This is a genomic window from Arthrobacter sp. NamB2 (genome assembly GCF_005281365.1).
Classification (GTDB): Bacteria; Actinomycetota; Actinomycetes; order Actinomycetales; family Micrococcaceae; genus Arthrobacter_D.
This window is the reverse complement of record NZ_SZWI01000001.1, coordinates 1-26,897: the sequence shown is the minus strand read 5'-3', so window position 1 is coordinate 26,897 and position 26,897 is coordinate 1. Positions and strand designations below refer to the sequence as shown.

Sequence of the window (26,897 nt, the reverse complement as noted above, 5' to 3'; positions counted from 1 at the left end):
GGTCACGGTTCCGGCCGGCGGGAGTCGTACTGGAGGAAGCGCGGCTGCCACCGCGCGACCGCGAGCACGAGCGCGGCACACGCGACACCTCCGACGACGGCGGTCCAGCCCTCCCCCAGCCACGATGCCTGACCTCCGGCGACCATGTCGCCGGCACGGGGACCACCGGCGACGACGACGATGAACACTCCCTGGAGGCGGCCACGCATGGCGTCCGGCGTCGCGGACTGGAGAATCGTGTTCCGGAACACGCTGCTGATCGAATCCGCGATACCCGCGAGGACGAGGCAGGCCGATGCCGGCAGTACCCATGCGGACAGTTCCCCCTCCCCCGGGGTCGGTAGGGATGACGAGCCGGCCATGACGACCACGAGTCCGAAACCGGCCACCGAAGCGCCCCACCCCACGATGGACCAGACGACGGCCTGGCCGTGCTTGTGGATGCGCCCGAGTGGCCCGGAGAACAGGCCCGCCAGCACCGAACCGAAGGCGGCCGATGCGAGCAGGATGCCGACCGTCAGTTCTCCCCCGCCGATCAGCACGGCTCCGACCGCGGGGAGCAGCGCCCGCGGCTGGGACGTGATCATGGCGATGAGGTCCAGGATGAACGTCATGCGGATGTTCGGCCGCGTGCCCAGGAAACGGAAGCCCTCGAGGACCGTCGCGAGCCCGGCCCTGCGGGTGGGACCTTCCGGAGGCATCGGCGGGAGGCGGAAGACCGCCCAGACGGCGAAGGTGAACGTGACGACGTCGACGGTGTACGTCCAGGCGTAGCCGAACTGTGCGACGAGCAACCCGGCGAGCAGCGGACCGACCGTGAAGGCGAGTCCGAAGGTGATCATGCTCAGCGCGTTGGCGGCAGGCAGCAGTTCGGGCCGGACGAGGCGCGGGATGATCGAGCTCCGCGTGGGCTGGTTGATCCCGGCGGCACCGGACTGGATCGCGATCAGGATGTAGAGGAGCCACACGCTGTCCACGCCGGCCCAGGCCTGGATGGCGATGGCCATGGTGGTGCCCCACAGCGCGAAGCCCGAGTACAGCGCGACCTTCCGGCGATCCTGCGCGTCGGCGATCGCTCCGCCGTACAGGCCCGCGACGACCAGGGGTACGAGGGCGAAGAAGCTCAGCAGGCCGACGCTGAAGGTGGACTGCGTGAGCGAGTAGACCTGCAGGCTCACCGCGACGATGGTGAGCTGCGTGCCGATCGCCGAGAGCGCTGTGCCGATGTACAGCCTACGGAACGCCGGACTCTCCCTCAGCGGTGTGATGTCGGCGAGGAGTCTTGGCACGGGGAAAGTCTAGCCGGGTGATGATTCGCTCCGGCAACGGTTGGCGAGGTGGAAAAGGAACCGACGGTCGTCGTCGTGCACCCGGACATGACTTGATCCACCGGGTCCGCTCCGCTGTCTCCCTGCACTGGTCCCATGAGCAGCTCTGCAGCCCTCGAGGGGTGTCAGATCATCCTGGTGAATGACGACGGAGGGGTGCTCCTGCTCCGCGACTGGTTCCTCCAGTCCGAGATAGCGGCCATGCAGCCGGCCTACGAGGACAACGCGGTACTCGAAGGCTTCTTCTCCGACCACCCCTGACAGGCTCGACGTCGGCAGGACGGGGACTCGCATGCGGTGCGCGGATCCCTATCGCTGCTCCCCGTCGGACCGGGTGGCTGCGGACCGGCGACCGTTGGGTGGGGCCGGAGCTGTTACGGACGCCGGTACCGCTTGGCGGTCACGTCCTGCATGAGGTCTCCGAACATCTCGGTCATGGAGACGGCCACACCCGCATGCCGCGCGATCAGGTCCGCTCCGTCACCGAGTGCCGCTCGGACGGCGTCCAGCGCCGGTGTCGCTCGCCCCGCGGCGGCAGCGCGCAACACCTCCAGGCGCTCCGGACCGGAGGTATGGCCGAGCTCGAACAACGTCCAGTGGAAGAGGTGCATCAGGGCGGTATCACGGTCGAAGCCGTCATGGGCAGGCATGCATTCCGACTCCTCCACGGTGAGGTCGAACTCCCGGTGGAGCGACAGGCCGAAGTCCGTGAAGAGGAGTCTGCCGTCCCGGACGAGGATGTTCCCCGGGTGCACGTCGAAGTGCTGGAACCCCTGCCCGTTCATCCACCCCGTAGCCTCGATGAGCTGCTCGACCGCGTCGGGGAAGACGGTCGCCGCCGTGCCCTCGGCCAGGCTTCTCCGCACCCGGTCCCCCAGCGTCTCGGGCACATATTCGAGGAAGAGGACCAGACTGCTCGTTGCATGCCGCACGGCTGACAGCTTGCTCTGGACCGAGGGCCAGTGGTGGCCCCACCGGCGGGGAGGACCATCGCCGTCGAACTCGCTGAGGTCCGCTCGGCACTTCGCATCGATGACTCTCCATCCGAGCAGGAGCGGGAAGAAGTCCGCTGCTCCCGTTCGGACCCACTCGGACGTCGTCCGATGCGCGGCCAGTTCCCGGCCGACCGCATGGGTGGGGCTTCCGATCCCGTAGTGCGAGACGAAAGGAAGCGGGAGCCGACTCGTCGTGGCTGTGGGATCCGCTTCCTCGACAGCCGTGAGGGGAAGCTGCTTCACGAAGGCAGCCGCTCCGCCGATGCGCACCGTCAGGGTCGTTCCGCCGATCCCGACGCCAACGCGTTCGGCGGTGTCGACAAGCATCCGTACGCCGGCGTCGTCCAGTCCGTCGAGCACGGCAGTGATGGCTCGGGCGTCGTCGAGGCGGACCGTCATCGCTCCACCCTAAGCGTGCGGCGCTCGGAGCGCCGCCCGAGGTCTCAACCGGAGGCGGCGTCCCGCTCCCCCGCCTCGATGGCGCGGTCGATCTCCTGCAGCACGCGCGTGTCGGCGATCGGACGGAAGTGACCCATCGTGTCGAGCTGGACGTTCCGCGCGCCCTCGACGTAGCTGCCGCCGGGGATGTGGGGATCGAAGCGGCCGTAGATCGAGGTGATGTGGCCGTTGAGCTCGAGATTGGCACGCAGGGCCCGCAGCGTCCTGTCGTGCGGGGAGAACGCCCGGATACTGGGCAACAGGAAGAAGTTCGCGTAGATCGAGCCGGAGAACGGCGTGTTCACGGCCACCAGCCGCGTGATCCGCCTGGTGACGCTGGACATCGTCATGAGGAACTTCCCGATCAGGCCGCCCTTGCTGTGCGCGACGACGACCACGTCGGTGAGGTCGTTCTCCTCGAGGTACCCGGCGGCAAGCTGGGCCATGGCCTCCACGGTGCCGCGGTTGTAGCCCAGCTTCTGCACCACATGGACGGGATGGCCCGCACGGTGAAGGTGGTCGGCGATGGGCCGCATGAACTGCCAGGTCTCGTAGATGCCGGGGATCAGCAGGACCGGAGCCTTGCCGGCGGGACTTCCGGGAGGCGGAGTCAGGTAGTGCGCAGGATCGGCGCGGAAGACGAACCCGTGCACCTGCCAGAAACCGACATAGGCGTAGTCCAGCAGCCAGGCCCAGCCGCGCTTGATGAGGATCACCCTCTCCACGGTACCCACCGCACCAGCACCGTGGTGTGCGAGTTGGGCGCGCCTATTATGACTAATTCAGAATTACTGGTTTGATGGAGCCATGACGCAGACAGCCAGGACACCGGAGGCCCGCAAGGCCCAGTGGTCCGCTGCACTGCATGCCCATCATCGCCGCGTGACACGCCAGCGCCTCGCCGTCCTCGCCGCCGTCGAGCAGTGTCCGCACGCGACGGCCGACGACGCCGCGACCGCCGTTCGCGCGGAACTGCCCCACATCACGGTCCAGTCCGTCTACGTGATCCTCGCCGACCTCACCGACATCGGCCTGCTGCGGCGCATCGAGACGCCGCACTCCCCCGCCCGCTACGAGACCCGCGTGGGCGACAACCACCACCACGCCGTCTGCACCGGATGCGGCCGCATCGAGGACGTCGACTGCGCGGTGGGACACGCGCCCTGCCTGACCCCGGAGTGGTCCCCCGGCGCCTCGCGCATGACCATCCAGATCGCAGAGGTCCTCTACCAGGGCCTCTGCGACGGCTGCCGCACGGCAGCCCCCTGAGCCACCACCGATCCCTCAACCCCTAGGAATAGGAGCACTATGTCCGCGAACTTCAGCACCACGCAGTCCGGCGCCCCCGTCATCGACGACAGCAACTCGTCCGTCCTCGGCCGCGACGGCGCCATCCCGCTGACCGACCACTACCTCGTCGAGAAGCTGGCCCAGTTCAACCGCGAGCGCGTCCCCGAGCGCGTGGTCCACGCCAAGGGCGGCGGTGCGTTCGGTGTCTTCGAGACCACCGAGGACGTCAGCATGTACACCCGCGCCGCGCTGTTCCAGAAAGGCGCGACGACGGAGACCCTCCTGCGTTTCTCGTCCGTCGCGGGCGAGCAGGGTTCACCCGACACGTGGCGCGACCCCCGCGGCTTCGCCCTGAAGTTCTACACCTCCGAGGGCAACTACGACCTCGTGGGCAACAACACCCCTGTGTTCTTCATCCGCGACGGCATCAAGTTCCCCGACTTCATCCACTCCCAGAAGCGCCTCCCCGGCACGAACCTGCGCGACGCCGACATGCAGTGGGACTTCTGGACGCTCAGCCCCGAGTCCGCACACCAGGTGACCTGGCTCATGGGCGACCGCGGCCTGCCGAATTCGTGGCGCACCATGAACGGCTACGGCTCGCACACCTACATGTGGATCAACGAATCGAACGAGAAGTTCTGGGTCAAGTACCACTTCAAGTCCAACCAGGGCCACGAGGTCCTCACGGTCGACGAGGCGGAGGCACTCGCCGGTTCGGACGCGGACCACCACCTGCGCGACCTCTCCGAGAACATCGCGAAGGGCAACCACCCGAGCTGGGACCTCAAGGTCCAGATCATGCCGTACGACGACGCGAAGACGTACCGGTTCAACCCGTTCGACCTCACGAAGGTGTGGCCGCAGGGCGACTACCCCCTGATCCCGGTCGGCAGGCTCACGCTGAACCGCAACCCGGAGAACTACTTCGCGCAGATCGAGCAGGCCACGTTCGCGCCGTCGAACTTCGTGCCCGGCATCGCCGCCAGCCCTGACCGGATGCTGCAGGCCCGCATCTTCTCCTATGCCGATGCGCACCGCTACCGCGTGGGCACCAACCACGCGCAGCTGCCCGTGAACATGCCGAAGAACGAGGTGCGCAACTACTCGAAGGACGGCGCGGCACGCTACTACTTCAACTCCTCCTCGACCCCCGTCTATGCCCCGAACTCCGTGGGCGGTCCGGCGGCAGACCCTGCGCAGTACGGAGCGCACGGCGGCTGGGAGAACGACGGCGACCTCGTCTACGCGGCGCACTCCCTGCATGCCGAGGATGACGACTTCGGCCAGGCCGGGACGCTCTACCGCGAGGTGTTCGACGACGCGCAGCGTGCCCGCTTCCTCGAGACCATCACCGGTGCGGTCGGCGGCGTGAAGAGCGACGAGATCCGCGCCCGGGCCGTCCAGTACTGGGCCAACGTCGACGCCGAGCTGGGGGCGAAGCTCGCCGCGAACCTCGGTTCCGGCGTCGAGCCCGCCACCGAGTCGGAAGCAGCTCTCTACTAGGCGACCACCAGCTCCCTGCACGAACGAAAGGGCGGACCCGCAAGGGTCCGCCCTTTCCGTGTCCCGCCCCCCCTGGGAGCCGCACCATCGCGGAATGTTTCGCTGGAAGTCCTGCGCGTCTTGATCGCCCGACCGATCTGCGATTACATCGCCATAGTCCGTCGGGTTCGCTCCCCGGGACTGAAAGACCATCCAGAGCGGCTGAGAGACCTGGCTCGTTGAAGCCGCAGCAACCACCCCGCCGGGGCCGGTGCTACTGCCAGGACCGATGGAGATAGCCTTATCCCCCCGTTGGTGACGACCGACCTCTCGTCGGTCCGAGCCCTCCTGCGTGCGCGGATAGGGAAGCCTCGATCACGACTGAGAGGACCGGCATGACTTCCCGCACCGTTTCGAGCCACAACGACGCCCGACTCCGCCCCGTCCTGACGCGAAGGTCACTGCGCATGACGGCGATGTTGGGCATCGCAGCCCTCGCGCTCACTGCCTGCGGGTCGACGGCGGACACCGCTGCGCGGCAGGACGCTGCCTCGGGAGAACCCGTCGAGGGAGGAACCCTCGTGTACGCGGAGGTGACGCCGATCAACAATTGGCAGACCCAGGCCGCACGCTTCTACGAGAAATCGAACGTCCTCAACAGCGTGCTGGACCGCCTGACCTACTTCGATCCCGAGCAGGGCGAACTGGTGCCCTGGATCGCTTCCGAGTTCTCCGCCAACCCGGAAGCGACCGAGTTCACGTTCACCATCCGCCCGGGCGTGACGTTCAGCGACGGCACGCCCCTGGACGCCGAGGCGGTCAAGCTGAACCTCGACGCGCTGGGTCTCGGCATCGAAGCCGCACAGATCCAGCCGAACGTGGACTTCGCCGGGTACGCGTCGGCCGAGGTGATCGGTGAGGACCAGGTGAAGGTCACGCTGTCCTCCCCCAACGCGAACTTCCTCCGGGCCACCTCGTCCGTCACCGCGGGCCTGGTGTCGCCGGCAACACTGGAGCTTGATGCGGCGGGACAGTCGGCGATCAGCAAGATCTCCGGCTCCGGTCCTTTCGTCTTCGAGTCCGAGAAGCCGGACGAGGAAGTGGTGCTCGCCAAGCGCGCGGAGTATGCCTGGGCACCGGAGACCTCCGCCAACCAGGGGGATGCGTACCTCGACAAGGTCGTCGTCAAATACCTGCCCGAGGTAGCCCACCGCGCCGGCGCCGTGCAATCCGGGCAGGTGGACCTGGTGCGGGGCCTCCAGCCCCTGGACGAGAAGACGCTCGCGGGGAGCGGGAACCAGGTGCTCCCGGCCGAGGGCGTGGACCTCACGGCGAACATGGCTGCGGTCCGGATCGGCAGCGGGAAACTCGCCGATGAGGAGGTGCGCCGAGCCCTGCAGATCGGCATCGACCGGCAGAGCATCAAGGACACCGTCCTGTCCGACAGCTACGAGCTCGCCGCCTCGGTGCTGAACCACAAGGCCCCTGGTTTCACCGACCTGTCCGACGAGCTCGAGTACCAGCCGGAGGAAGCCCGGAAGCTGCTCGACGCCGCCGGCTGGAAGGTCGGAGCGGACGGCATCCGGGAGAAGGACGGCGTGAAGCTGGAGGTCACCGTCACGAGCTCCAACAACTCCGTGGTGATCAAGCCCGCCTTCGAGCTCATCGAGCAGCAGTGGCGCGAGATCGGGGTCAAGCTCAACAACCGCGCCGGTGACAACACCTTCCTGGCCACCGCCATGCCCGATCCGAACGTGGAATTCTTCGGAACCCGCCAGTTCATCTACGGGGGCCTCGGCCCCATCTTCGAGCCCGCCAACAACACCATGACGCACACCAGCGATCCGGAGCTCAATGCGATCTTCGCCGCTGAGCGCGCTGCTGCTCCGGGTCCGGAGCGGGACGCCCTGCTGGCCGAGGAACAGCAGGCACTGGTCCTGGACAAGGCCTACTCGCTCGTGCTGTGGGACGAGGTCCAGGTGTACGGTGCGCACAGCGGAACGCACGTCGAGTTCACCTCCGGCACGGCACCTGTGTTCCAGGGCGCTTGGAAGACGGGCGGCTAGCGCTGGTGGCACGCTACCTCGCGCAACGGATCGGGCAGGCACTGCTGGTGGTGTGGCTCGCCTACACCCTCGTCTTCCTCGCCGTGCAGCTCCTGCCCAGCGACCCCGTGACGATCTTCCTGACCGTCGACTCGGCGGTCGACCAGGCCGCGATCGACACGATGAAGAGCCAGTACGGCTACGACCAGCCCCTGCCGGTGCAGTACGTGCACCAGCTGCTGGGACTCTTCTCGGGCGACTTCGGCTACTCGCTGGCGTCGGGCGAATCGGTGAGTGACAGGATCAGTGGTGTCGCCGGATCGACGGTGGTGCTGGCGGGCTCCGCCTTCGTCACCGCAGTACTCATCTCGGTCCTGCTGGTCGCCGCCGCCACCCTCACCCGGTCGGGTGCCACCCGTCGGTTCCTCGTCAACCTGCCTCCCCTGTTCTCCGCGGTACCGGTGTTCTGGCTCGGGTTGGTCCTGCTGGAACTGCTGTCCATCCGCTGGGGCGTGATGTCGCTGTTTCCGGACGGCTCCTTCCTGTCGCTGGCCGTTCCCGTCCTGGTCCTCGCCGTCGTCGTCTCGGCCCCGATGGCCCAGGTACTGCTCAAGAGCATGGCCCATGTCTACGAGCAACCGTTCATCGACGTCCTGAGGGCCAAGGGCGCCTCGCGGTCATGGATCTTCTTCCGCCACGCGCTCAAGAACGCGGCAGGGCCGGCCCTGACGATCACCGGTATCACGGTGGGGACACTCTTCGCCGGGTCCGTCATCACGGAGACCGTGTTCGCCCGCTCCGGTCTCGGTTCGGTGGTCCTCCAGGCCGTCACGACCCAGGACGTCCCCCTGGTCCAAGGGCTCGTGCTCCTGACCGCGACGGTCTTCGTGGTCGTCAACCTGGTGGTCGACCTGCTGTATCCCCTGCTCGATCCGCGCATCCTCAAGAGCAACCGCCAGGGGTCCCCACGGGCCCTCGCCGCCTGACGACCAAGACACGATCGAGGTATCTCCATGCCCGCCACCAGGAATTCCCAGCTCCCGGTCCTTCCGGCCGCAGCAGCACCGGCGATGCCGGTCGGCCCCGACGCGTCGTACGCGGCGATCGACGACGTCGGCCTCGTGCACCCGGCCGCACGGCGCCGTCGCAGGGTGCTCCGCAATCCTTCCCTGTGGGTCCTGGCCCTGCCCCTGACCGTGATCGCAGCCTGGGCGCTCGTACCCGACTGGTTCACCGCGTACTCGCCCCTCGACGGCACCCCGAGCGAGAACTTCCAGGCGCCGAATGCCACCCACCTCTTCGGTACGGATCATCTCGGCCGCGACGTCTTCGCCCGCGTGGTGCACGGAACGCGGCAGACACTTCTGACCGCAGGACTCGCCGTCCTGATCGGGCTGGTCGTGGGCTCGGTGGTCGGGCTGGTGGCGGCGACCGCAGGACGTGCGGCGGACGCCGTCTCCATGCGACTCGTCGACGTGCTGCTCGCCGTACCCGGCTTCCTGATCTCCCTCGTCATCGTCACGGCTTTCGCTCCCGGGCCCGTGTCCCTCGGGGTCGGTGTCGGCATCGCCTCGGTGGCGTCGTTCGCACGCGTCGTCCGATCGGAGGTCCTGCGTGTCCGGAACCTCGACTTCGTCGAGGCGTCCTTCCTCAATGGCGGCACCTACTGGTCGGTGGTGCTCCGCCATGTCCTCCCGAACGCCAGCGGACCGGTCCTGGCGCTGCTCGCCGTCGACCTCGGGGCGGCCATCCTCGCGATCTCAGGACTGGGCTTCCTCGGATTCGGCGCCCCACCACCCACTCCGGAGTGGGGACTGCTGATCGCGGAAGGACGCCAGTACCTCGGCAGTGCGTGGTGGCTGACGTCGTTGCCGGGCGTGGTCATCGTGGCGACCGTCATCCTGCTGGCTGCCCTCGGGCGGCAGCTGTTGAAAACCTTCCGGATCTAGCCAGGAGCACACCGTGAACACCCGAGAAGCACCCACACGCCCCCGTACGGAAACGGCCCCTGATCGGGTATCGCACGTTCCGGACGAATTGCTGCTCGACGTGCGCGGGCTGAGGATCGAGTACGGCCACGGCGACGCAGCCAGGACCGCCGTCGACCGCGTGGATCTGGCTGTCCGCCGCGGCGAGATCGTCGCGCTCGTCGGCGAATCAGGATCGGGCAAGTCGACCCTTGCGAAGTCGATCATCGGCCTGCTCCCGGCGGCGGCTCGACGGACCGCCGGCTCGATCGTCCTGGGCGACACCACCCTGACTGACGCCCGGGAGAAGGATCTCGAGAAAATCCGGGGCGTCCGGATAGGGCTGGTGCCTCAGGACCCCGGCGCCTCCCTCGACCCGGTCCGGACCATCGGCTCACAACTGGCAGAGGTCTTCCGGCTGCACCGCGATGGCCCGCGCCGCTCCCGCCGATCGGTCCGGGCCGACGTCATCCGGCTGCTCGACCTCGTCGGGATCGACCGCCCCGAGGACCGGCTGAAGCAGTACCCCCACGAATTGTCGGGCGGCCTCAAGCAGCGTGTCCTCATCGCGATCGCCTTCAGCCTGCAGCCCGAACTGCTGATCGCCGACGAGCCGACCTCCGCCCTCGACGTGACCGTCCAGGCCAGGGTTCTGGACGTGTTCGAACGGCTCGCCCGGGAGTTCGGCACGGCCGTGGTCTTCGTGACCCACGATCTCGCGGTCGCCACGGACCACGCCGTGCGGATCGTCGTCATGCGTCGGGGACGTATCGTCGAGGACCGCCCCGTCGCCGACATCCTCGCCGAGCCCGAGGACGAGTACACCGCGAGGCTGCTCGAGGAGGCCTCACCGCACCCCCCTGCCGAGGCCCGATCGGTCTCCGTGGCAGGACCCGGCGCGACACCCGCTATCGAGGTACGGGGGCTCATCCGGGACTTCGACAGGGCCGGTGAGCACCACCGGGCGGTCGACGGCGTGTCCTTCAGCGTCGCCCCGGGCACGACCTTCTCCCTCGTGGGGGAGTCGGGGTCGGGCAAGTCGACGACCGCGCGCATGATCCTCCGGCTCCTGGACCCCACGGCGGGGCAGGTACTCATTCAGGGGGAAGATGTCACCTCGGTCTCCGGCGACCAGAAGAGGGAGCTGTGGCGGAGCCTGCAACTGGTCTACCAGAATCCCGACTCGGCCCTCGACCCCCGGCTGCCGGTCAGGAAGATCGTCGGTGAGCCGCTCCTGAACTACCGGATCGGCACCCGCGCGGAGCGGGACGGACGCGTGGCCGACCTCCTCGGGCAGGTGGGCCTCGCTCCCAGCCTCGCCGGCAAACGCCCCCTCGAACTCTCGGGCGGGCAGCGCCAACGCGTGGCGATAGCGCGGGCGCTCGCGCTGGGCGCACGAACGCTGGTGCTCGACGAGGCGCTCTCAGCCCTCGACGTGCTCACCCAGGCGCAGATCCTCCGCCTCCTCGAGGATCTGCAGCAGGACCTCGGACTGACCTACCTCTTCATCTCGCACGATCTGCACGTCGTGGAACGGATCTCGACGACGGTCGGCGTCATGCGCCGGGGCCAACTCGTCGAGACGGGCCCGACGGCGGACGTCTTAGGCAACCCTGCCAGCGAGTACACCCGCCTGCTCCTCGACTCCAACCCCGGCCACCGGCTGCGCGCACTGACCGATTCCCGCAGCACAGCTGCCCTCTCCTCCTCCCGCTAAGGACACCTCCATGACCGCTACGGCAAACACACCGCCCCGCCAGGCGACCGGCAGCACGGACCCCGACGACCCACGAACGGTCCCGGTGACCGGCGAGGCCCGGTATGCGGAACTGGCTGCCCGCTTCCGGCCCGTCTTCGACCGTATCTCCGAGGGGACGCTGGACCGCGAGGCGAACCGTATCCTGCCCTTCGACCAGGTGGAGTGGCTGAGGCAAGCAGGATTCACGACCCTTCGCGTGCCGGCACGCTTCGGCGGCGACCCGGTGAGCCATGAGCACCTCTTCCGGCTGCTGATCGAACTGGCCGAGGCGGACTCCAACGTCTCCCACCTGCTCCGGTCCCACTTCTCCTTCGTCGAGACCGTCGCCCTGCAGCCCGCCGAATTCCAGGAGCGCTGGTTCCCACGCATCGCCGCGGGGCAGATCTTCGGCAACGCAGCCACGGAGCGTGGTGGAAACGCGCTGGGTACAACCCGGACGCGGCTCCGCCAGGAGGACGGGCAGTGGTTCCTGACCGGTGAGAAGTACTACACCACCGGCAGCATCTTCGCTGACTGGGTGGTCGTCATGGCGAGCACGGAAGGCCTGGACGGTCGCCAGTACGCCCTCGTGAAAGCCGACGATCCGCGGGCCACCATCGTGGACGACTGGGACGGTTTCGGCCAGCCGCTGACCGGCACGGGGACCGCGCTCTTCGACAGGGTGCCCGTGCACGCCGGGGACATCCTCCAGAGGAAGGTGACGAGCACGCTCGAACCCGCGTTCTTCCAGCTCTTCCTGCTGGCTGTCCTGGCTGGGATCGGGCGCGCCGCGCTCCGTGACACCCGCAACCTCGTCGGAGCTCGGACCCGGACCTTCAACACGGGCTCCGGCGGGTTGTTCCGCGACGACCCCCAGATCCAGGAACACGTGGGACTCCTCGCCTCGAAGGTCTACGCGGCAGAAGCGATCGTGACGGCTGCTGCACGGGATCTCGATGCCGCCGTCGATCCCCTCCTGGCCCTGTCTCCCGAGGATTCGTTCCTCCGTGCCGAACTCGCCGTCCAGCAGGCCCACGTCGCCGTGCCCCCGCTGGTGCTCGCGGCCACCGGGGAGCTCTTCGACGTGACCGGAGCCTCGGCCGTCAGCAGGGGTAAGGCGCTGGATCGCCACTGGCGCAACGCCAGGACCGTCGCGACGCACAATCCCGCCCTCTTCAAGGCTCGCTCCGTCGGTGACTACCTCATCAACGGCACCATCCCGATCGGCCTCAACAGCATCGGCGAAGCCACAGTTCCCCAGTCGTCCACAACCGGAGGTACCCCCTGATGTCAGTCTTCTCCGAGCGGCCCCGGCTGCTCCTCAGCGCATTCGCGATGAACACCACCAGCCACATCCTCGGCGGGCAGTGGCGTCATCCCGAGGCACAGCAGCACCGCTCCAACGAGCTCGGCCTGTGGACGGACCTCGCCCGGCGCCTCGAGGACGCGAAGTTCGATGCCCTGTTCCTCGCCGACGTCGTCGGCCTGTACGGGAACCATGGCGGTCGCTGGGACTCCCATGTGGAGCGGGGCATGCAATTCCCGGCTGCTGATCCGCTGATCCTCCAGTCCGCGCTGGCGGCCACGACAGAGCACCTCGGGTTGGCGCTGACCAGTTCCGTCGTCCAGTCCCACCCGTTCCAGTTCGCCCGACAGCTCTCCACCCTGGATCACCTGAGCAACGGGCGCGCGGCATGGAACATCGTCACGAGCGTCCTGGAGAACTCGTTTCGCAACTTCGGCAATGACGGGCTCCTCGAGCACGACAGCCGCTATGACTGGGCCGACGAGTACCTTGAGATCTGCTACAAGCTGTGGGAGGGCTCGTGGGACGAGGGCGCGCTCCTGCAGGACAAGCGAACGGGTCGCCACGCGGACCCGACGAAGGTCCACAAGATCAACCACAGCGGTGCCCGGTACGCCGTCGAGGGCCCGCACCTCGTGGCCCCGTCGCCGCAGCGCACCCCGCTCCTCTTCCAGGCCGGCTCCTCGGGCCGCGGGCAGCACTTCGCAGCAGCGAACGCCGAAGCCGCCTTCCTCTTCGCGCCGAACGTCGGCTACGTGGAGAAGGTGACCTCCGCTGTGCGCGCCACCGCGCGCCAGCTGGGACGCCGCGACCAGGACATCAAGTTCTTCGCGGGACTGTCCTTCGTCGTCGGGTCCACCGAGGCCGAGGTGAAGGCGAAGCAGGCCGACTTCGACGAATACCTGGACCTCGACATGATCGTGGCGCACATCGGCGGCGGCATCGGCGTCGACCTCGGCGGTCTGCCGCTCGACACCACGCTCGGTGACCTGCGCACGGACGGCGCCCGGGGAGTCCTGGAGTCGGTCTTCGCCTCGGTCCCGGGCGGCAACCCCACCATCGCCGACCTGGCGAGGTACCGCGCCTACAACCAGCAGATCGCGGGGACCCCGGAACAGATCGTCGACCAGCTCGAGACCTGGCAGGATGCCGGGATCGACGGGATCAACATCATCAACCAGATCCTGCCGGGCTCCTACGTCGACTTCATCGACGGCGTCCTGCCCGAACTGCGCAGGCGCGGGCTGGCCCAGACGGAGTACCGTCCCGGTACCCTGCGGGAGAAGCTGTTCGGGGAGGGGCCGCAGCTGCCCGACCGTCACCCGGCGGCCGGCTACCGCGGCGCCTTCTCGGAGGTTCCGGTTCCCTGATCGCCGTCCTGTGGCGGACCGGTTCGAACTCGTTCGCGCCGGTTCGCCACGCCGGCCTGCGCTCTCCTAGGCTGGACGGATGCTGCCACTGCCCTGCGCCGAACTGCACCTGCACATCGAAGGGACGCTGGAGCCGGACCTCATCTTCGAGCTCGCCGGGCGCAACGGGATCTCGCTGCCCTACGCGGACGCGGCCGACCTCGCGGCCCGGTACGCGTTCTCCGACCTGCAGTCGTTCCTCGACCTGTACTACGCGGCGATGACCGTACTGCGGACCGAGCAGGACTTCGAGGACATGACGCGGGCGTACCTGCGGCGCGCCTCGGCGGCGGGGGTCCGTCACGCCGAAATCATGATGGACCCGCAGGCGCACCTCGCCCGCGGCGTCGCGCTCGAGACCTGCGTCAACGGCGTGGCCGCGGCGCTCGCGACCAGTGAGGCGGAGTTCGGCATCAGCACGGCGCTCATCGCCGCATTCCTGCGCGACCGCCCCGCCGCGGAGGCCCTCGGGGTGCTGCGGGAACTGATCGCCATGGACGCTCCGATCATCGGGATCGGGCTCGATTCGGCGGAGGTCGGCTTTCCGCCGTCGCTCTTCGCCGAGGTGTACGATCTCGCCCGGACCGCTGGGCTGAAGTGCGTCGCCCATGCCGGGGAGGAGGGACCGCCCGCCTACATCCGGGAAGCGCTCGACATCCTGCGCGTCGACCGGATCGACCACGGTATCCGGTGCCTGGAGGACGACGCGCTCGTCGAGCGCCTGGTCGCGGACCGCGTCCCGCTGACGGTATGCCCGCTGTCGAACGTGCGGCTCCGCGCCGTCGACACCATCGCCGACCATCCCCTGCCGCAGATGCTCGCCCGCGGTCTGAGCGTGTCCGTCAACTCGGATGATCCCGCCTACTTCGGGGGCTACCTCGACGACAACGTCCAGGCCCTCGAAGCGGCGTTCGGTCTCGGTCCCGACGACCTCGCGATGCTCGCCGCGAACTCCTTCCGTTCCGCCTTCCTGCAGGAGGACCGACGGACGGTCCTCCTGGCCGAGGTCGACTCCTGGCTGGTTGCCGCCCGGCGGTCCGGCGTCAGCTGACCCTTCCTGGTCGTGCCGTCCCCCTGCCCTGCGGTGTGGTTTCCTTCACATCCCCGGTAAATCGTGGCTGGGATCGTGCGGGCCGGTGATACTTTGCGGCCATGAGGATTGCAGCCGCCCGGCCGGACACCGAGGAGACCGTCGAGACCGAGGAAGCCGTTCCGATCGTGAAGCACTCGGCTCTGGAGGACATCCTCGGCATCATCACGGGCACCTTCACGGTCTCCCTCGGACTGTTCCTGCTGAAGGCCAGCGGTGCCGTCACCGGAGGAACCGCCGGCCTCGCCCTGCTCCTGAGCTACGTGGGCGGTCTTCCCTTCAGCGTCCTGTTCTTCGCCGTCAACGTGCCGTTCTTCGCGCTGGCCGTCTGGAAGAAGGGCTGGGATTTCACGCTGCGGACGATGGCCGCCGTCGCCCTCGTCTCGGGCTTGTCCTACCTCCACCCGCTGGCCCTGGGCGAACTGACGCTCGATCCGCTCTACGCGGCCCTCGGCGGAAACCTGCTGGCCGGCGTCGGGCTGCTGATCCTCTTCCGGCACAAGGCGAGCCTCGGCGGGTTCAACATCCTCGCGCTCATCCTGCAGGAGCGCCTCAACTGGCGCGCGGGGTACGTGCAGATGGCCCTCGATACGGCGATCGTCCTCGCCGCCTTCGCCGTCGTAGAGCCGGCCGCAGTCCTGCTGTCCGCGGCAGGGGCTGTCCTGCTGAACCTGGTGCTGGCCCTCAACCATCGGCCGGGGCGCTACCTCGGCGCCTAGCTGCCCTTCCGAAGCGACCCCGGCGACTCTAGACTCGTCCGAGGATCGGGGGACTCATGGAGGGTACCGGAGCACGCTTCGCCGTTGTGCCTGAGGAGGACGGTCCTGTCCGTGTGCAATGGGCGCCGGCCATCGTCCTGAGGGATTCGGATGGTGCCTCGCTGACGGCCGAGGTCCAACTCCACCGCCCCGGGCACCGCGTCCACCTGCTGATGTTCCTCAACGGGATGACGTCCCTCAGCCAGGACGCCCTGGCGTACTTCGCGAAGCGCGCACCGTTGTCCGCTGTCGCCCTGGTGGGCCCATCGATCCTTGACCAGCCGTTGATCGAGCTGTACCTCGAGGTCTACCATCCGCCGTACCCGGTGGAGTACTTCGAGCGGGAGGGCCCGGCGCGTGACTGGCTGCTTCGCCAGCCGACCCTCGGTGCTCCCGGTCCGGGCACCCGGTAACCGCGAGCCCCATTCCGCGCCTGCCGCGGAGTGACCGCAGCAGGCGCGGGACGTTACACCAGGACGGTCTCGCGCTCCTTGTCCTCGCGCAACAGTTTCGCGCCCTCGACGTCGACATCGGGCAGGATGCGCTCGAGCCAGGCCGGCAGCCACCACGCGCGCTCCCCCAGCAGGTACATCGCGGCCGGCACCAGCGTCATCCGGACCACGAAGGCATCCAGCAGGACACCGAAAGCGAGCCCGAACCCGATCGGACGCACCATGGCGAGGTGCGAGAACACGAACCCGGCGAACACGGACACCATGATGATCGCCGCCGCGGTGACCACCCGGGCGCCATGGCTGAAGCCGATGCGGACGGCAGCCTTCGGATCGTCACCGTGGACGTACGCCTCGCGCATGCCCGAGACGAGGAACATCTGGTAGTCCATGGCGAGCCCGAAGAGCACCCCGATCAGGATGATCGGCAGGAAGCTCAGGATGGGCCCGGGATTGGTGACACCGAAGAAGCCCCCCAGCCAGCCCCACTGGTAGATGGCGACCGTCGCGCCGAAGCTCGCGAGCAGTGACAGCAGGAACCCGGCGGTCGCGATGACGGGAACCAGGATCGAGCGGAAGACCAGCAGCAGCAGGATCAGCGACAGCCCGACGACGATCCCGAGGTAGACCGGCAGGGCCTCCATCAGCTTCGCGGACACGTCGATGTTCGCAGCGGTCTGTCCGGTCACGGAGATCGCGACGCCGGTCTTGTCCTCGAACTCGGTCGTCGCTTCGCGGAGGTCGCGAACGAGGGTCTCGGTGGTCTCGCTGGCCGGGCCCTCCTCCGGGATCACCTGGAAGATCGCGGTTCGTCCGTCCTCGCTGACTGCGGCGGGGACGGATGCTGCGACGTCGGGCACCTCGCGCAGGCGGTCGTTGACGTCCAGCCTGAGCGCCGTGAGCTCGGCCTCGTCGGCCGTCTCCGGCATCGACCCGACCACGATCAGTGGCCCGTTGGTGCCGGCGCCGAACTTCTCGCCGATGGTGCTGTACGCCTGGAACGCCGTCGAATCGGCAGGCTCGGTTCCACCGTCCGGCAGCCCGACGCGCAACTGCGCAGCAGGGATGGCGATGATACCGAGGACGACGATGCCGGCGAGAACCGTCAGGATGGGCTTCCGGGTGGCGATGCCGCCCCAGCCCGCGCCTCTCGCGGCCCGTTCGTCCGACGCGGCGGAAGAGGCGCCCGCGACGTCGACCGCCGCGCCGTCGTGGTCCTGCGCCTTCGCCCAGCGGCGCCTCGAGATGATGCGCCGCCCGAACACCGCGAGCAGGGCGGGAGTGAGGGTCAGGGCGACGATGACCGAGACGGCGACCGTACCTGCCGCGGAGAGACCCATGACCGTCAGGAACGGCAGCCCCGGGACAGCGAGTGCCGCAAGGGCCACGATCACCGTGATCCCGGCGAACAGCACGGCGTTTCCCGCCGTTCCCGTGGCCTTGGCGATGGATTCCTGCAGGTCCATGCCGTGCAGCAGCTGCGTGCGGTGGCGATTGACGATGAACAGCGAGTAGTCGATCCCTACAGCGAGACCGAGCATCAGGGCGAGGACCGGCGAGATACTGTTCATCTCGATGATGCCCGAGAGGGCGAAGGTGATCCCGACCCCGACTCCTACGCCCACCACGGCCATGAGCAGCGGCAGACCGGCGGCTATCAGCGTGCCCAGCATCAGGATCAGGACGACGGCGGCGACGGCCAGACCGATCGCTTCCGTGGCACCGACGATGCCGGACACGTCCTCGACGATCTCCTTGCTGTAGTCGACGCCCACTCCGGCAGATCCAGCCCCGGCGGCAGCCGCCTGGACTGCTTCTCGCAGTTCGGGGGAGACTCCGTTGATCTGCTGCTCGAACTGCACACTGGCGACGGCGGCCGTGCCGTCCTCCGAGAGGAGCTCCACTCCCGAGCTGGCCTCGAGCTGCCGCTGGGCGAGCTCGAGCTCTGCCCGCCCGGACTCGAGCTGCTCCCGCCCGGATTCGAGTTCGGTCCTGCTGGCGTCGAGTTGCCCCTGCCCCTGGGCGAGCTGCTGCTCGGTGGCCGCAGCTTGGGCTGGCGGCAACTGTCCGCGCGCCTGCTCGAACTGCGACCGCTGCTCGTCGAGCTGGGCCTGGCCCTGCTCGAGCTGCTCCTCACCGGCTACGAGCTGCTGCTCGCTGGCCTCGAGCTCGGCACGTCCTGAGTCGAGCTCCTGCGCGCCGGACGCGACCTGGTCTGCGACGTCGAAAGGATCGACGACGCCGCGGACGCCGTCGAGCTCCGCGATGTCCGCGAGCGCCGACTGCACGCCTTCGCGCTGCTTCGCGGAGAACGGTGCGCCGTCGTCCGTGGTGAACACCACCGTTCCCGTGCCGCCGACAGCTTCCGGCAGTTCCTCCCGGAGGCGGTCCGAAATGCGCTGCGATTCAGTGCCGGGGATGGTGAAGTTGTTGGTCAGGGTGCCGGAGAAGGCGACGGCTGCGCCTCCGACGGCGAGCATGATCGCGAGCCATGCGGAGATGACCCACCACCGCCTCCGAAACGCGAACGAGCCGAGCCGGTAGAGCAGGAAAGCCATGGGAAAGTCCTAGCGGGAGTGGTAGTGAGGGAATCAGGAGGAGGACCGGGGACGGCCCGTCGAACCGACGCCCGGATCGGCGAAGCCGTCCCGCAGCATCGTCAGGACCGCGAGGATGCGGGCCTCCAGGTCGGTGCCGGAGTCGTCGCCGGAGGTGGGGGTGTCGGATGCCCAGTCGCGCATCGCAGCCTTGGTGCAGGAGAGGACGCAGCCGACGAGCGAATTGAGGTACAGATCCGATGCCCCGGAGCCGAGGCGACTGCGGAGCGCATCCACGATGCGCACCTCGGCGCGCTCCCAGGAGTGCAGCTGCGCGCGCAGCAGTTCCGGGTTCACCGCGGCCATCCGGAAGAGTTCGCCGTGCTGCGACAGCCCCTCCATCCGGGTGGTCTCGATGAAGGCGGAGATGATCGAGTCGAACAACGGCTCGTCCTGCGGGAGCTTGCCGAACACCTCGATCGCCAGGTCGAGGAACCCGTCGACCCGCACCGTCAGCGCGTCTTCCGCGCTGTGGAAGTAGTTGAAGAACGTGCGGCGAGATACGCCTGCGCGTTCGGCGATCTGATCGACCGTGAAGGCGCCCGGGCCGACGGATTGTGCGAGGTCGAAGGCGGCGTCCGCGATGGCACGGCGAGTATCGATCTTGTTCTGCTCGCGGCGACCCAGTGGTTCCACGCTGTCGGTTGCACTCAACACGGTCCAAGCGTAGAGCGGAACTTGCACGCTGTGCAACAAAGACACTCTGGACCACTCGGTGGCAGCACTATGCCGCGGCAGCTTGGCGTCCCGGAACTCGGGCGTTCGCGGCATAGCATCACGGGATGAGGGCGCCCAGCCCGTGGCCGGCCTGACAGTCAATCGTCGCGGCCCGGCGCCGCCCCGTCAGGGCAAGGCCCAGCGCCCCCCTCACGGCCAGGCCCAGCGCCGCGGGAGTGCTAGGCGCGGCCCCGAGCGCGAACGGGAAGGCTGCCGGTTGTCGCAAGTTGTTCTGCGACGGCGAGCAGCTTGGCGTTGGTCTGCGAGGAGACCTGCACCAGCATGATGAACGCCTGCCCCGAGGTGATGCCGTAGCGCTCCATCAGGATGCCCTTCGCCTGGCCGATGAGGTCCCGCGTGGCAATGGCGTCCTTGAACTGGTGCAGTTTCTGGGCATCGGAGAACGCCACCGCGGCGTGGGCTGCAACCAACAGGCCCACGTAGCCCGACTCTTCGCTGAATCCATGCGGCGTGCGGCTGGCGAGGTTGAGTGCCCCGAGGTTGTCCCCGTGCACGAACAGCTGGAAGGAGAGCATGCTGCCTGCGCCGGCATCCGCGGCCCTGGTCGAGAACTCCGGCCAGCGAGCCTCGTTCCGCAGATCGGGCACCCGGACGGTCTGCTCGTCGTAGACCGCGCTCACGCAGGGCCCTTCCCCCGTGCGCTCCTGCAACTCGTCGAGGGCTCTCGCGAGGTCACTCGAGGGGAACCTGGACTCGACCCGGCGACGGCCCGTGACCAGCGTGATGGATGCCTCCTCGGCCCCTGGCACGAGCTGGAGGGCCGCACGTACCAGTTGCTCGAGGACTGCGTCCTCGGAATCCTCGCGCTGAAGGGAACGGGCGAGTTCGCTGAGCCGTCCGGCGACGTCCTCCTCCGGGGCGATCCAGCCGTCCTCGCTCGTACTCTTGCCGTCGTCGGTCGCCATCGGCGAACATTCCTGCTTTCATCCCATGCCCGCCAACTTCGTGACCCTGCAGGCGTGTGGGCTCGATCGGTAGCTGCGGACACCCACCGTAGCAGAGCGCAGGGTGGCGGCCGCAGGAGCCGGGCGGCCTGATCCGCGAGCCGACCTCCTCCGGACCGTGACACCACCGCTGTTCACCCGTGGCTGTACTATCGATGCATGGGATCGCACCACCACCACGCTCGGCCCGACGAGGCGAATCGACGGCCCCTGGCCGGCGCCCTCACGATCACGCTCGGTGTCTTCGTCCTCCAGATTGTGGGGTCGCTGTGGACAGGCAGCCTTGCGTTGCTCTTCGACTCGGTGCATGTGCTGACCGATGCCGCCGGTCTCGCCATGGCACTGGGTGCAGCGACCCTCGCCGGTCGTCCCGCCTCCGCCCGGCGTTCCTGGGGGTTCCGCCGCGCAGAAGTCATCGCAGCCCTCCTGCAGGCGGCATTCCTCCTCGCCGTCGGTGCGTACGTGCTCGTTGAGGGTGTGCGACGCCTGATCACGCCCGAGGAGGTGGCTGCGCCCGAGCTGATCGTCTTCGGGGCGATCGGCCTCGCGGGGAACCTCGCCGCGCTCTGGCTCCTCGCACGGCATCGGACGGCCAGTTTCAACCTCCGCGCGGCCTTCCTCGAAGTGCTCAACGACGCACTGGGATCCGTAGCCGTCATCGCCGCTGCCGTGATCATCACGCTGACCGGGTGGATGCGGGCCGATGCCGTCGTCGCCCTGCTCATCGGCGCCCTCATCATCCCGCGGACGCTGATGCTGCTGCGCGAGACCATTGACGTACTCCTGGAGTCCACCCCCGTCGGGATCGATCTCGAGGAGGTACGGGCCCACATCGCCCGGCTGCCACAGGTCCAGGATGTCCACGATCTGCACATCAGCCAGATCGCAACCGGACTGCCGGTGCTCACGGCGCACATCGTCGTCGATGACGAGTGCTACCGGGACGGATCGGCCCACGCCGTCCTCGACCAGCTCCAGGAATGCGTCGGCCAGCACTTCGAGGTCGGCATCGACCACTGCACCTTCCAGATCGAGCCGCTGGGGCACGTACCCCATGAGACGGAGCTGACCCACTGATGCTCGAGACCCTGACCTCGACCTCCGTCCTCGAACGCGTGGGCACGGCGCTCTCCGACCCGACGCGCGTCCGCATCCTGGTGGCGCTCCGGGACGCGCCGGCGTATCCGAGCGACCTGGCGCTGCTTCTGGGCGTCAGCCGCCAGAGCCTGTCCAACCACCTCTCATGCCTGCGCGGCTGCGGGCTCGTGGTGTCCGTGCCCGAGGGCCGGCGCTCCCGGTACGAGCTCGTCGACCCGAAGCTGGGTCACGCGCTCACCGACCTGCTCGGGATCGTCCTCGCCGTCGATCCGGAGCACCACGACCACGCCTGACCTCCCGCTCCCGGCACGACGAAGGGCCCGGCAGGCGCTCTGCCTGCCGGGCCTTCTCGTGGTCCCGGCTATCCCATCAGCCGGGACCGGATGAGGAACCGCTTCCCTTCCGGCGCCTCGACGGAGAACCCGCTCCCCCGCCCAGGAACGACGTCGATGGTCAGGTGGGTGTGCCGCCAGTATTCGAACTGCTCGCGCGACATCCAGAACTCGATCAGGCGGGGGCCGTCGTCGTCGTTCCCTGCCGTTGCCGCACCCTCGCGACCCTCGGCGCCGGCCGTGATGTCCAGGACACCGAGCAGCACGTCCGCCTCGGCCGTGATGAACTCACCCGCCGGATAGCACATTGGCGACGACCCGTCGCAGCACCCTCCGGACTGGTGGAACATCAGGGGCCCATGGATGAGCCACAGCGTGTCCAAAAGCTCCACCGCGCTCGTCGTGAGTGCCACGCGGGACGTCGTCTCCCCCGGGATCGTCACCGAGGCCTCGACCGTCATGGCATTACCTAGAAGAATCCGAGCTTGGATTCCGAGTAGCTGACCAGGAGGTTCTTGGTCTGCTGGTAGTGGTCGAGCATCATGGCGTGGTTCTCGCGGCCGATGCCGGAGGACTTGTACCCACCGAACGCCGCTCCCGCGGGATAGGCGTGGTAGTTGTTCACCCAGACGCGGCCCGCCTGGATCTCGCGTCCGGCGCGGTAGGCGACGTTGCCGTTCCTCGACCAGACCCCGGCCCCGAGTTCCACAGCGTAGGAGGCCGCGGGTTGCATCGACGTTGCACGGCAGCAGCAGCACCGGGACGGGGCTGCCCAGGTCACGGTCACGGCGACGTGTGCTGGTGGCGACCCAGGGGGACGCCGAGCAGGATGCCGCACGCTCAGCCCTGCTCGCGAGAGAGAACCGCCGGTTCTCCGGGCGACGGCGCCCCCTCCTGCTCGGATCCCGATCCTGGTGCTGGTGCCGAGCCAGGGGCAGCCGGACCGTCAGCCCCTCGATCGGCGTCCCCGGGCTCGTCCGGACTGTCGGAGTCGTTCGGGCCTTCCGGGTCCTCCCAGTCGTCCGGGTCGCCCGGGCCGTCCGGATCCTCCGGGTCGCCGCAGGGTGTGTCCGCTGGTTCGACGTCGTTGCCGGGTGCAGCACTCGCCGGGTCGACGTCATTGCCCGGTGCGGAATCCGCGGCCGGCACCGTGGAAGGGCGCCCAGCGGCGTCGTTTGACGCCGCTCCGGGCCCGGCGTCGGTCGGCAACGCGTTCGGCGCGGGCGGCGGCACCGACACGACCTGCTGCTGCGGAGCCTCGGCGGGCACACCCGGCACTGCGGGCGCATGTTCTCCGTCTTCGGGTGATGGCGGGGCCGGAGTCAGGATTCCAGGATCGCCGGGCCCAGGCGTCGTCGAAGCGGTTGCATCAGTATCGGTCTCCGCCTCCGCAGCGGCATCCGCAGCCGTGCCCGCAGCCGTGTCCGCAGCCGTGTCCCCAGCTGTCGCGTCGGTGCCGCAGGAGGACTCCGGGCCCGGAGTTGTCGGAGCTTCCGGTGAAGGTGGCGTATCAGTCGGCGGGGCCAGCGACTCACCGGGCGCACGAGGTGGCGCCTGGGTCGGCGGAATTGGCGCTTCCGGCGAAGGCGGCGGAGCCGGCAGCTCATCGGGCGCACGGGGAGGCGTCTCGCTCGCAGGGGCCGGCACTTCCGGCCCGGGCGGAGTTGCACCGGGCGTCTCGCTCGCAGGAGCCGGCGCTTCCGGCGAAGCCGGCGGAACTGCACCCGGCGCAGGTGGCTGAGGAGCCTGCGCCACTCCCGGCGTCGTCGACGGCGGTGGCGTGACACCCGGCGTCCCAGCGGGCGCGGGTGGCGACGGAACGGGAGCAGTCGCGATCCCGTCGCCGCTGGGCTTCTCGGGGACGTCCAGCTCGTCGGGCAGGTCCGGCACCCGCGGAGGCACGTCGGACTCCTCGGCCTGCGCCGACGCAGCGGACCGGGTCGAGGACTGCGCCCACGCTGGAACGTCTCCCCCATTCGAGGCACCAGGGGTGTAGTCCCTCAGTTCGCCCGTTCGCTCGCCGTGCTCCGCAGCTATCAGCTTCCACCGCAGGGGGTCGACGTGCTCGCCGTTCAGGATCGTCTCGAAATGCAGGTGGCAGCCGGTCGACGAACCGCTCGTTCCCACTTCGGCGATCGGGTCCCCGCCATCGACGGACTCGCCCACGCCGACGGAGATGCGCTGCAGGTGGTTGTAACTCGTGATGAGACCGTTGCCGTGATCCACCTCGACGCGGTTCCCGCCGCCCCACAGATGCCATCCGACGGCACGGACAGTGCCGGCGTCGGCCGCGAAGACCGGCGTACCGCACGGTGCGGCATAGTCCTGGCCCGTGTGGAACTCACCGGCCTCGCCGGTGATGGGGCTGGTCCGTAGCCCGAAGGACGACGTGGGAGTGAGGGCGTCGAGGGGTGCGAACAAGGTACCCGCCGGAGGCCGCCGGGTCGTGCTGGCCGCAGCAGCAGAGATCGCGGCGTCATCCTTGCCTGTTTCCCGGGCGGACGCGCGGCGCCCGGGAGCCGTCGCGTCAAGCGCGTCGAGGGCACCCGATGGCACCAGGAGCGAGGGGCCCACGGTGCCGGTGGGCACGAGCGCGTCTCCCCGCGCAGACAACGAACCGGCGACATCGGCGTGACCGGAGGAGACGGACTCAGGATTCCAGCACTGCGGTGCGACTCCGTGGAAACCGATCAGGCACACCACCATCGCGAGGCTCGCGTTCATCCTCAGGCGCGAAGGCCCGACGATGCGCCCCTGCACCTTTGGCCCGCCTGGGTGAAGTCCAGCCTGCGCCACGAGAAGTCCCCTTGAAGAGTGCTGCATCCGGTGGGTCGGATCGTCGGGCAGCAGTGCCCTCAGGACGTTCGACCGTCGTGAACAACGGTAGACCGATCACCGCGTCACCGCGACGGTTTATTGCATTTCGCTAACGGGCGTGAGGAGCACGCGAACCCGGCGATGACGGCGTCGAGAGTTCCCCCTCGAGCCATTCGGCATGAGCGACGACGGCAGCACGGCGTGGCGAGCGCGGGGGCAGGACCCGGAGGGCGAGCTGCCATGCCTCGGTGTCGTACTCGGCTTCGGCGAGCGCAAGGTACTGCAGCACGGTGTCGGCGGCGCCGTCGTTCAGGACGGCGTCCCTGAGGAGGGCCGAGACCTCCACCCGAAGCCGTGTGATGGCCGGCGCCTGCGACCGGGGGAGAACGGGCCCCCGATAGATACCCAGCGCCATGCGGTGCGCTCCTCGGTGGAGGTAGTTGAGGACCTGGACCGCATCCACGACGAGCTCCGCCGGGAGCCGGTACGGGCGCGACTGGGGCACGATCGTGTCCCCGTGCCCCACCAGCACCCTGCGAAGCCTGAGCATCTCGGCCCTGATGGTCGTCACCGATGCATCGCCCGAGTACGCCATGCCCGCGAGCTGGTCCGCCGTCAGGCCCTCTGGATGCAGCGCCAGCAGTGTGAGCAGTTCCGCATGGCGCAGGCTCAGCTCCAGGGACGAGCCTCCGGCGTGGACGATGCCGTGGTCGGTGCCGAGGATCTGAAGACTGTTCCGGTACAGGCTGGCCCGCGTGCGGGGGGATCGCGTGCGCCCCACTGCAGGCAGGCGGCTCCGGAGCCGGTGGATACTCAGTTGCGCTTCCGCTGCGGCCACCGCTGCTTGGACGAGGGACAGTGTGTGGGTCGCGACCGCGTCCGCGGTACCGGTGATGTCGATGACGCCCAGGACGGTTCCCGAGTCGGGGTCGTGAAGCGGCACCGCGGTGCAGCTCCACGGATGCACCTGTGGACTGAAGTGTTCGGCTCCCGCGATCTGCACGCTGTGTTGCAGCGCCAGCGCGGTGCCCGGTGCGCTCGTTCCGACGGACGCTTCGGACCAGTCGGCCCCTGCCACGAACAGCATGCCCTCCGCCCGCCAACGCAGGTCACGGTCGCCATCGACCCACAGAAGCCGGCCGTTCTCATCGCCGACCGCGACCAGCATCCCGGACTCGAGGCTCGGCTGCACGAGCAGCCGGTCGATGACGGGCATGACAGCCGCGAGCGGATGCGCCTGGCGGTAGGACTCCAACTCTTCCTCGGAGCAGAACAACCGCGCCCGCGCGGACGACGGGTCGGGCAGGAACGCGAGCGAGCGAAGCCAGGAATCATGGACGACGCCGCGCAACTTCCCGTCGACACTGGCACCCTGACCCAGGGCCTCATGAGCGGCAACAGCCTTCCGCTGCACCACGTCGGAGGACAGCTCGGCTAGGGGGATCGAACGGGACGGCGACATCGGCACTCCGCTTCGTGACCTGCCCCACCAGAAGCGTGGGACAGGTCACAGTGTAGCCGGACTACTCACCTCGGGAAATCGCCACCATGTCCTCACGGGGGACCAGTTTGACGCGCTCACGGACCAGTTCTGCGTTGCCCGAGATGTTGACGAAGTTCGATCCGAGCTTCATCTCATGGGCGTCCAGCTTCAGCCACCCTTCCCAGGTCGTGTAGCGGACGCCGCGCTCTTCGAGGAGGTTGATGATGGCGTCCTCGGAAGGATCTTCCGCCGGCGGCAGGTTCAGTCGGTCCTCGAGCAGGAACCCGATCGTCTCGAGCGCGTCGCCCTTGGTGTGCCCGATGAGGCCCACCGGGCCGCGCTTGATCCACCCCGTGGCGTAGATACCCGGTACAGGGTTCCCGTCCTCGTCGATGACGCGGCCTCCCTCGTTCGGGATGACACCGCGCTTGGCGTCGAAACCCACCTCGGGCAGTTCGGACCCGAAGTAGCCGATTGCCCGGTACACGGCCTGGACGGGGTAGTCGATGATCTCGCCGGTTCCCCGGACATTGCCGTCACCCGTCAGCTCGGTGCGCTCGAACTTCATGCCGGCGACCTTGCCGGGA

At 68.5% G+C, this 26,897-nt stretch carries 23 protein-coding genes, 2 pseudogenes and 1 riboswitch; of the genes and pseudogenes, 14 read left to right on the top strand and 11 right to left on the bottom strand.

All coding sequences use genetic code 11. From position 1 onward, the window contains the following. Positions 1-2: 2 nt before the first annotated feature. A complete protein-coding gene (locus tag FDK12_RS00120; protein WP_137367712.1) occupies positions 3-1,289 on the bottom strand; it encodes an MFS transporter in 1,287 nt (428 codons plus the stop codon). A 135-nt stretch (positions 1,290-1,424) separates the two neighbouring features. Here FDK12_RS00120 and FDK12_RS14990 point away from each other — a divergent pair, with 135 nt between their 5' ends. Continuing rightward, positions 1,425-1,589, top strand: a complete 165-nt coding sequence (locus FDK12_RS14990) for a hypothetical protein (protein WP_189636206.1) — start codon at positions 1,425-1,427, stop codon at positions 1,587-1,589. 113 nt (positions 1,590-1,702) lie between these two features. Here the strand turns inward: FDK12_RS14990 and FDK12_RS00115 are convergent, their stop codons facing one another. Together FDK12_RS00115 and FDK12_RS00110 are read right to left on the bottom strand one after the other, a co-directional pair. Next, positions 1,703-2,722: a hypothetical protein gene (locus tag FDK12_RS00115; protein WP_137367711.1), complete on the bottom strand. Its 1,020-nt coding sequence runs from the start codon at positions 2,720-2,722 to the stop codon at positions 1,703-1,705. A 44-nt stretch (positions 2,723-2,766) separates the two neighbouring features. Beyond that, entirely contained in the window at positions 2,767-3,477 is a 711-nt protein-coding gene (locus FDK12_RS00110; protein WP_137367710.1) for an esterase/lipase family protein, read from the bottom strand. 91 nt (positions 3,478-3,568) lie between these two features. Between FDK12_RS00110 and FDK12_RS00105 the strand changes: the two genes are divergently transcribed. The 11 genes from FDK12_RS00105 (at position 3,569) to FDK12_RS00055 (ending at position 16,262) form a co-directional block, all read left to right on the top strand. Then, the gene (locus FDK12_RS00105) at positions 3,569-4,030 is read left to right on the top strand and encodes a Fur family transcriptional regulator (protein WP_137367709.1); all 462 of its coding nucleotides are present in this window, start codon (positions 3,569-3,571) and stop codon (positions 4,028-4,030) included. Between the two features lie 39 nt (positions 4,031-4,069). Continuing rightward, a complete protein-coding gene (locus tag FDK12_RS00100; RefSeq protein ID WP_137367708.1) occupies positions 4,070-5,557 on the top strand; it encodes a catalase in 1,488 nt (495 codons plus the stop codon). A 185-nt stretch (positions 5,558-5,742) separates the two neighbouring features. After that, positions 5,743-5,832: riboswitch (SAM riboswitch) on the top strand. Between the two features lie 99 nt (positions 5,833-5,931). Next, positions 5,932-7,602 carry an ABC transporter substrate-binding protein gene (locus tag FDK12_RS00095; RefSeq protein WP_137367707.1) on the top strand — a complete coding sequence of 557 codons (1,671 nt, stop codon included), beginning with the start codon at positions 5,932-5,934 and terminating at the stop codon, positions 7,600-7,602. Positions 7,603-7,607: 5 nt separating this feature from the next. Further along, a complete protein-coding gene (locus tag FDK12_RS00090) occupies positions 7,608-8,567 on the top strand; it encodes an ABC transporter permease (RefSeq protein WP_137367706.1) in 960 nt (319 codons plus the stop codon). 27 nt (positions 8,568-8,594) lie between these two features. Next, entirely contained in the window at positions 8,595-9,530 is a 936-nt protein-coding gene (locus tag FDK12_RS00085) for an ABC transporter permease (protein WP_223262993.1), read from the top strand. Positions 9,531-9,630: 100 nt separating this feature from the next. Further along, complete coding sequence (locus FDK12_RS00080; RefSeq protein WP_411266147.1) at positions 9,631-11,265, top strand: dipeptide ABC transporter ATP-binding protein; 1,635 nt, start codon at positions 9,631-9,633, stop codon at positions 11,263-11,265. A 10-nt stretch (positions 11,266-11,275) separates the two neighbouring features. After that, a complete protein-coding gene (locus FDK12_RS00075; RefSeq protein WP_137367704.1) occupies positions 11,276-12,574 on the top strand; it encodes an acyl-CoA dehydrogenase family protein in 1,299 nt (432 codons plus the stop codon). Then, positions 12,574-13,962 (top strand): NtaA/DmoA family FMN-dependent monooxygenase, encoded by a 1,389-nt coding sequence (locus tag FDK12_RS00070; RefSeq protein ID WP_137367703.1) that lies wholly within the window; start codon positions 12,574-12,576, stop codon positions 13,960-13,962. Before FDK12_RS00075 ends, FDK12_RS00070 begins: the two co-directional genes overlap by 1 nt. A 79-nt stretch (positions 13,963-14,041) precedes the next feature. After that, positions 14,042-15,052, top strand: coding sequence for an adenosine deaminase (locus FDK12_RS00065; protein ID WP_137367702.1), 1,011 nt, complete (start codon positions 14,042-14,044; stop codon positions 15,050-15,052). Positions 15,053-15,153: 101 nt separating this feature from the next. Further along, positions 15,154-15,810, top strand: a complete 657-nt coding sequence (locus FDK12_RS00060; protein WP_137367701.1) for a YitT family protein — start codon at positions 15,154-15,156, stop codon at positions 15,808-15,810. Between the two features lie 56 nt (positions 15,811-15,866). Beyond that, positions 15,867-16,262 carry a hypothetical protein gene (locus FDK12_RS00055; RefSeq protein WP_137367700.1) on the top strand — a complete coding sequence of 132 codons (396 nt, stop codon included), beginning with the start codon at positions 15,867-15,869 and terminating at the stop codon, positions 16,260-16,262. Between the two features lie 53 nt (positions 16,263-16,315). Here FDK12_RS00055 and FDK12_RS00050 read toward each other — a convergent pair whose 3' ends face one another. The 3 genes from FDK12_RS00050 to FDK12_RS00040 form a co-directional block, all read right to left on the bottom strand. After that, positions 16,316-18,859, bottom strand: a complete 2,544-nt coding sequence (locus FDK12_RS00050; protein ID WP_137367699.1) for an MMPL family transporter — start codon at positions 18,857-18,859, stop codon at positions 16,316-16,318. A 33-nt stretch (positions 18,860-18,892) separates the two neighbouring features. Further along, positions 18,893-19,555: a TetR/AcrR family transcriptional regulator gene (locus FDK12_RS00045; protein ID WP_189636205.1), complete on the bottom strand. Its 663-nt coding sequence runs from the start codon at positions 19,553-19,555 to the stop codon at positions 18,893-18,895. Between the two features lie 239 nt (positions 19,556-19,794). After that, on the bottom strand, positions 19,795-20,541 hold the full coding sequence (locus tag FDK12_RS00040; RefSeq protein ID WP_137367697.1) for a GAF and ANTAR domain-containing protein: 747 nt from the start codon (positions 20,539-20,541) through the stop codon (positions 19,795-19,797). A 198-nt stretch (positions 20,542-20,739) separates the two neighbouring features. Here FDK12_RS00040 and FDK12_RS00035 point away from each other — a divergent pair, with 198 nt between their 5' ends. Both FDK12_RS00035 and FDK12_RS00030 read left to right on the top strand, forming a co-directional pair. Beyond that, complete coding sequence (locus FDK12_RS00035; protein ID WP_137367696.1) at positions 20,740-21,657, top strand: cation diffusion facilitator family transporter; 918 nt, start codon at positions 20,740-20,742, stop codon at positions 21,655-21,657. Beyond that, positions 21,657-21,971 carry an ArsR/SmtB family transcription factor gene (locus tag FDK12_RS00030; RefSeq protein WP_104118947.1) on the top strand — a complete coding sequence of 105 codons (315 nt, stop codon included), beginning with the start codon at positions 21,657-21,659 and terminating at the stop codon, positions 21,969-21,971. Before FDK12_RS00035 ends, FDK12_RS00030 begins: the two co-directional genes overlap by 1 nt. A gap of 68 nt (positions 21,972-22,039) precedes the next feature. Here the strand turns inward: FDK12_RS00030 and FDK12_RS00025 are convergent, their stop codons facing one another. The 5 genes and pseudogenes from FDK12_RS00025 to FDK12_RS00005 all read right to left on the bottom strand — a co-directional run. Continuing rightward, the gene (locus FDK12_RS00025) at positions 22,040-22,471 is read right to left on the bottom strand and encodes a DUF779 domain-containing protein (protein WP_137367695.1); all 432 of its coding nucleotides are present in this window, start codon (positions 22,469-22,471) and stop codon (positions 22,040-22,042) included. Positions 22,472-22,479: 8 nt separating this feature from the next. Next, positions 22,480-22,713, bottom strand: a pseudogene (locus tag FDK12_RS00020) (aldehyde dehydrogenase family protein); the annotation flags it as partial. A 137-nt stretch (positions 22,714-22,850) separates the two neighbouring features. After that, positions 22,851-24,770, bottom strand: coding sequence for a M23 family metallopeptidase (locus FDK12_RS15145; RefSeq protein WP_223262992.1), 1,920 nt, complete (start codon positions 24,768-24,770; stop codon positions 22,851-22,853). Between the two features lie 166 nt (positions 24,771-24,936). Further along, positions 24,937-26,289: a GAF domain-containing protein gene (locus tag FDK12_RS00010; RefSeq protein ID WP_137367694.1), complete on the bottom strand. Its 1,353-nt coding sequence runs from the start codon at positions 26,287-26,289 to the stop codon at positions 24,937-24,939. A 61-nt stretch (positions 26,290-26,350) separates the two neighbouring features. Continuing rightward, a pseudogene (locus FDK12_RS00005) lies at positions 26,351-26,897 on the bottom strand (pyridine nucleotide-disulfide oxidoreductase); the annotation flags it as partial.

Excerpts from the sequence above, each read along its gene's own strand:
- FDK12_RS14990 (WP_189636206.1), top strand. The coding sequence starts at position 1,425 with ATGAGCAGCTCTGCAGCCCTCGAGGGGTGTCAGATCATCCTGGTGAAT.
- FDK12_RS00115 (WP_137367711.1), bottom strand. The coding sequence starts at position 2,722 with ATGACGGTCCGCCTCGACGACGCCCGAGCCATCACTGCCGTGCTCGAC.
- FDK12_RS00105 (WP_137367709.1), top strand. The coding sequence starts at position 3,569 with ATGACGCAGACAGCCAGGACACCGGAGGCCCGCAAGGCCCAGTGGTCC.
- FDK12_RS00100 (WP_137367708.1), top strand. The coding sequence starts at position 4,070 with ATGTCCGCGAACTTCAGCACCACGCAGTCCGGCGCCCCCGTCATCGAC.
- FDK12_RS00095 (WP_137367707.1), top strand. The coding sequence starts at position 5,932 with ATGACTTCCCGCACCGTTTCGAGCCACAACGACGCCCGACTCCGCCCC.
- FDK12_RS00085 (WP_223262993.1), top strand. The coding sequence starts at position 8,595 with ATGCCCGCCACCAGGAATTCCCAGCTCCCGGTCCTTCCGGCCGCAGCA.
- FDK12_RS00075 (WP_137367704.1), top strand. The coding sequence starts at position 11,276 with ATGACCGCTACGGCAAACACACCGCCCCGCCAGGCGACCGGCAGCACG.
- FDK12_RS00070 (WP_137367703.1), top strand. The coding sequence starts at position 12,574 with ATGTCAGTCTTCTCCGAGCGGCCCCGGCTGCTCCTCAGCGCATTCGCG.
- FDK12_RS00065 (WP_137367702.1), top strand. The coding sequence starts at position 14,042 with ATGCTGCCACTGCCCTGCGCCGAACTGCACCTGCACATCGAAGGGACG.
- FDK12_RS00060 (WP_137367701.1), top strand. The coding sequence starts at position 15,154 with ATGAGGATTGCAGCCGCCCGGCCGGACACCGAGGAGACCGTCGAGACC.
- FDK12_RS00055 (WP_137367700.1), top strand. The coding sequence starts at position 15,867 with ATGGAGGGTACCGGAGCACGCTTCGCCGTTGTGCCTGAGGAGGACGGT.
- FDK12_RS00050 (WP_137367699.1), bottom strand. The coding sequence starts at position 18,859 with ATGGCTTTCCTGCTCTACCGGCTCGGCTCGTTCGCGTTTCGGAGGCGG.
- FDK12_RS00040 (WP_137367697.1), bottom strand. The coding sequence starts at position 20,541 with ATGGCGACCGACGACGGCAAGAGTACGAGCGAGGACGGCTGGATCGCC.
- FDK12_RS00035 (WP_137367696.1), top strand. The coding sequence starts at position 20,740 with ATGGGATCGCACCACCACCACGCTCGGCCCGACGAGGCGAATCGACGG.
- FDK12_RS00030 (WP_104118947.1), top strand. The coding sequence starts at position 21,657 with ATGCTCGAGACCCTGACCTCGACCTCCGTCCTCGAACGCGTGGGCACG.
- FDK12_RS00025 (WP_137367695.1), bottom strand. The coding sequence starts at position 22,471 with ATGACGGTCGAGGCCTCGGTGACGATCCCGGGGGAGACGACGTCCCGC.
- FDK12_RS00010 (WP_137367694.1), bottom strand. The coding sequence starts at position 26,289 with ATGTCGCCGTCCCGTTCGATCCCCCTAGCCGAGCTGTCCTCCGACGTG.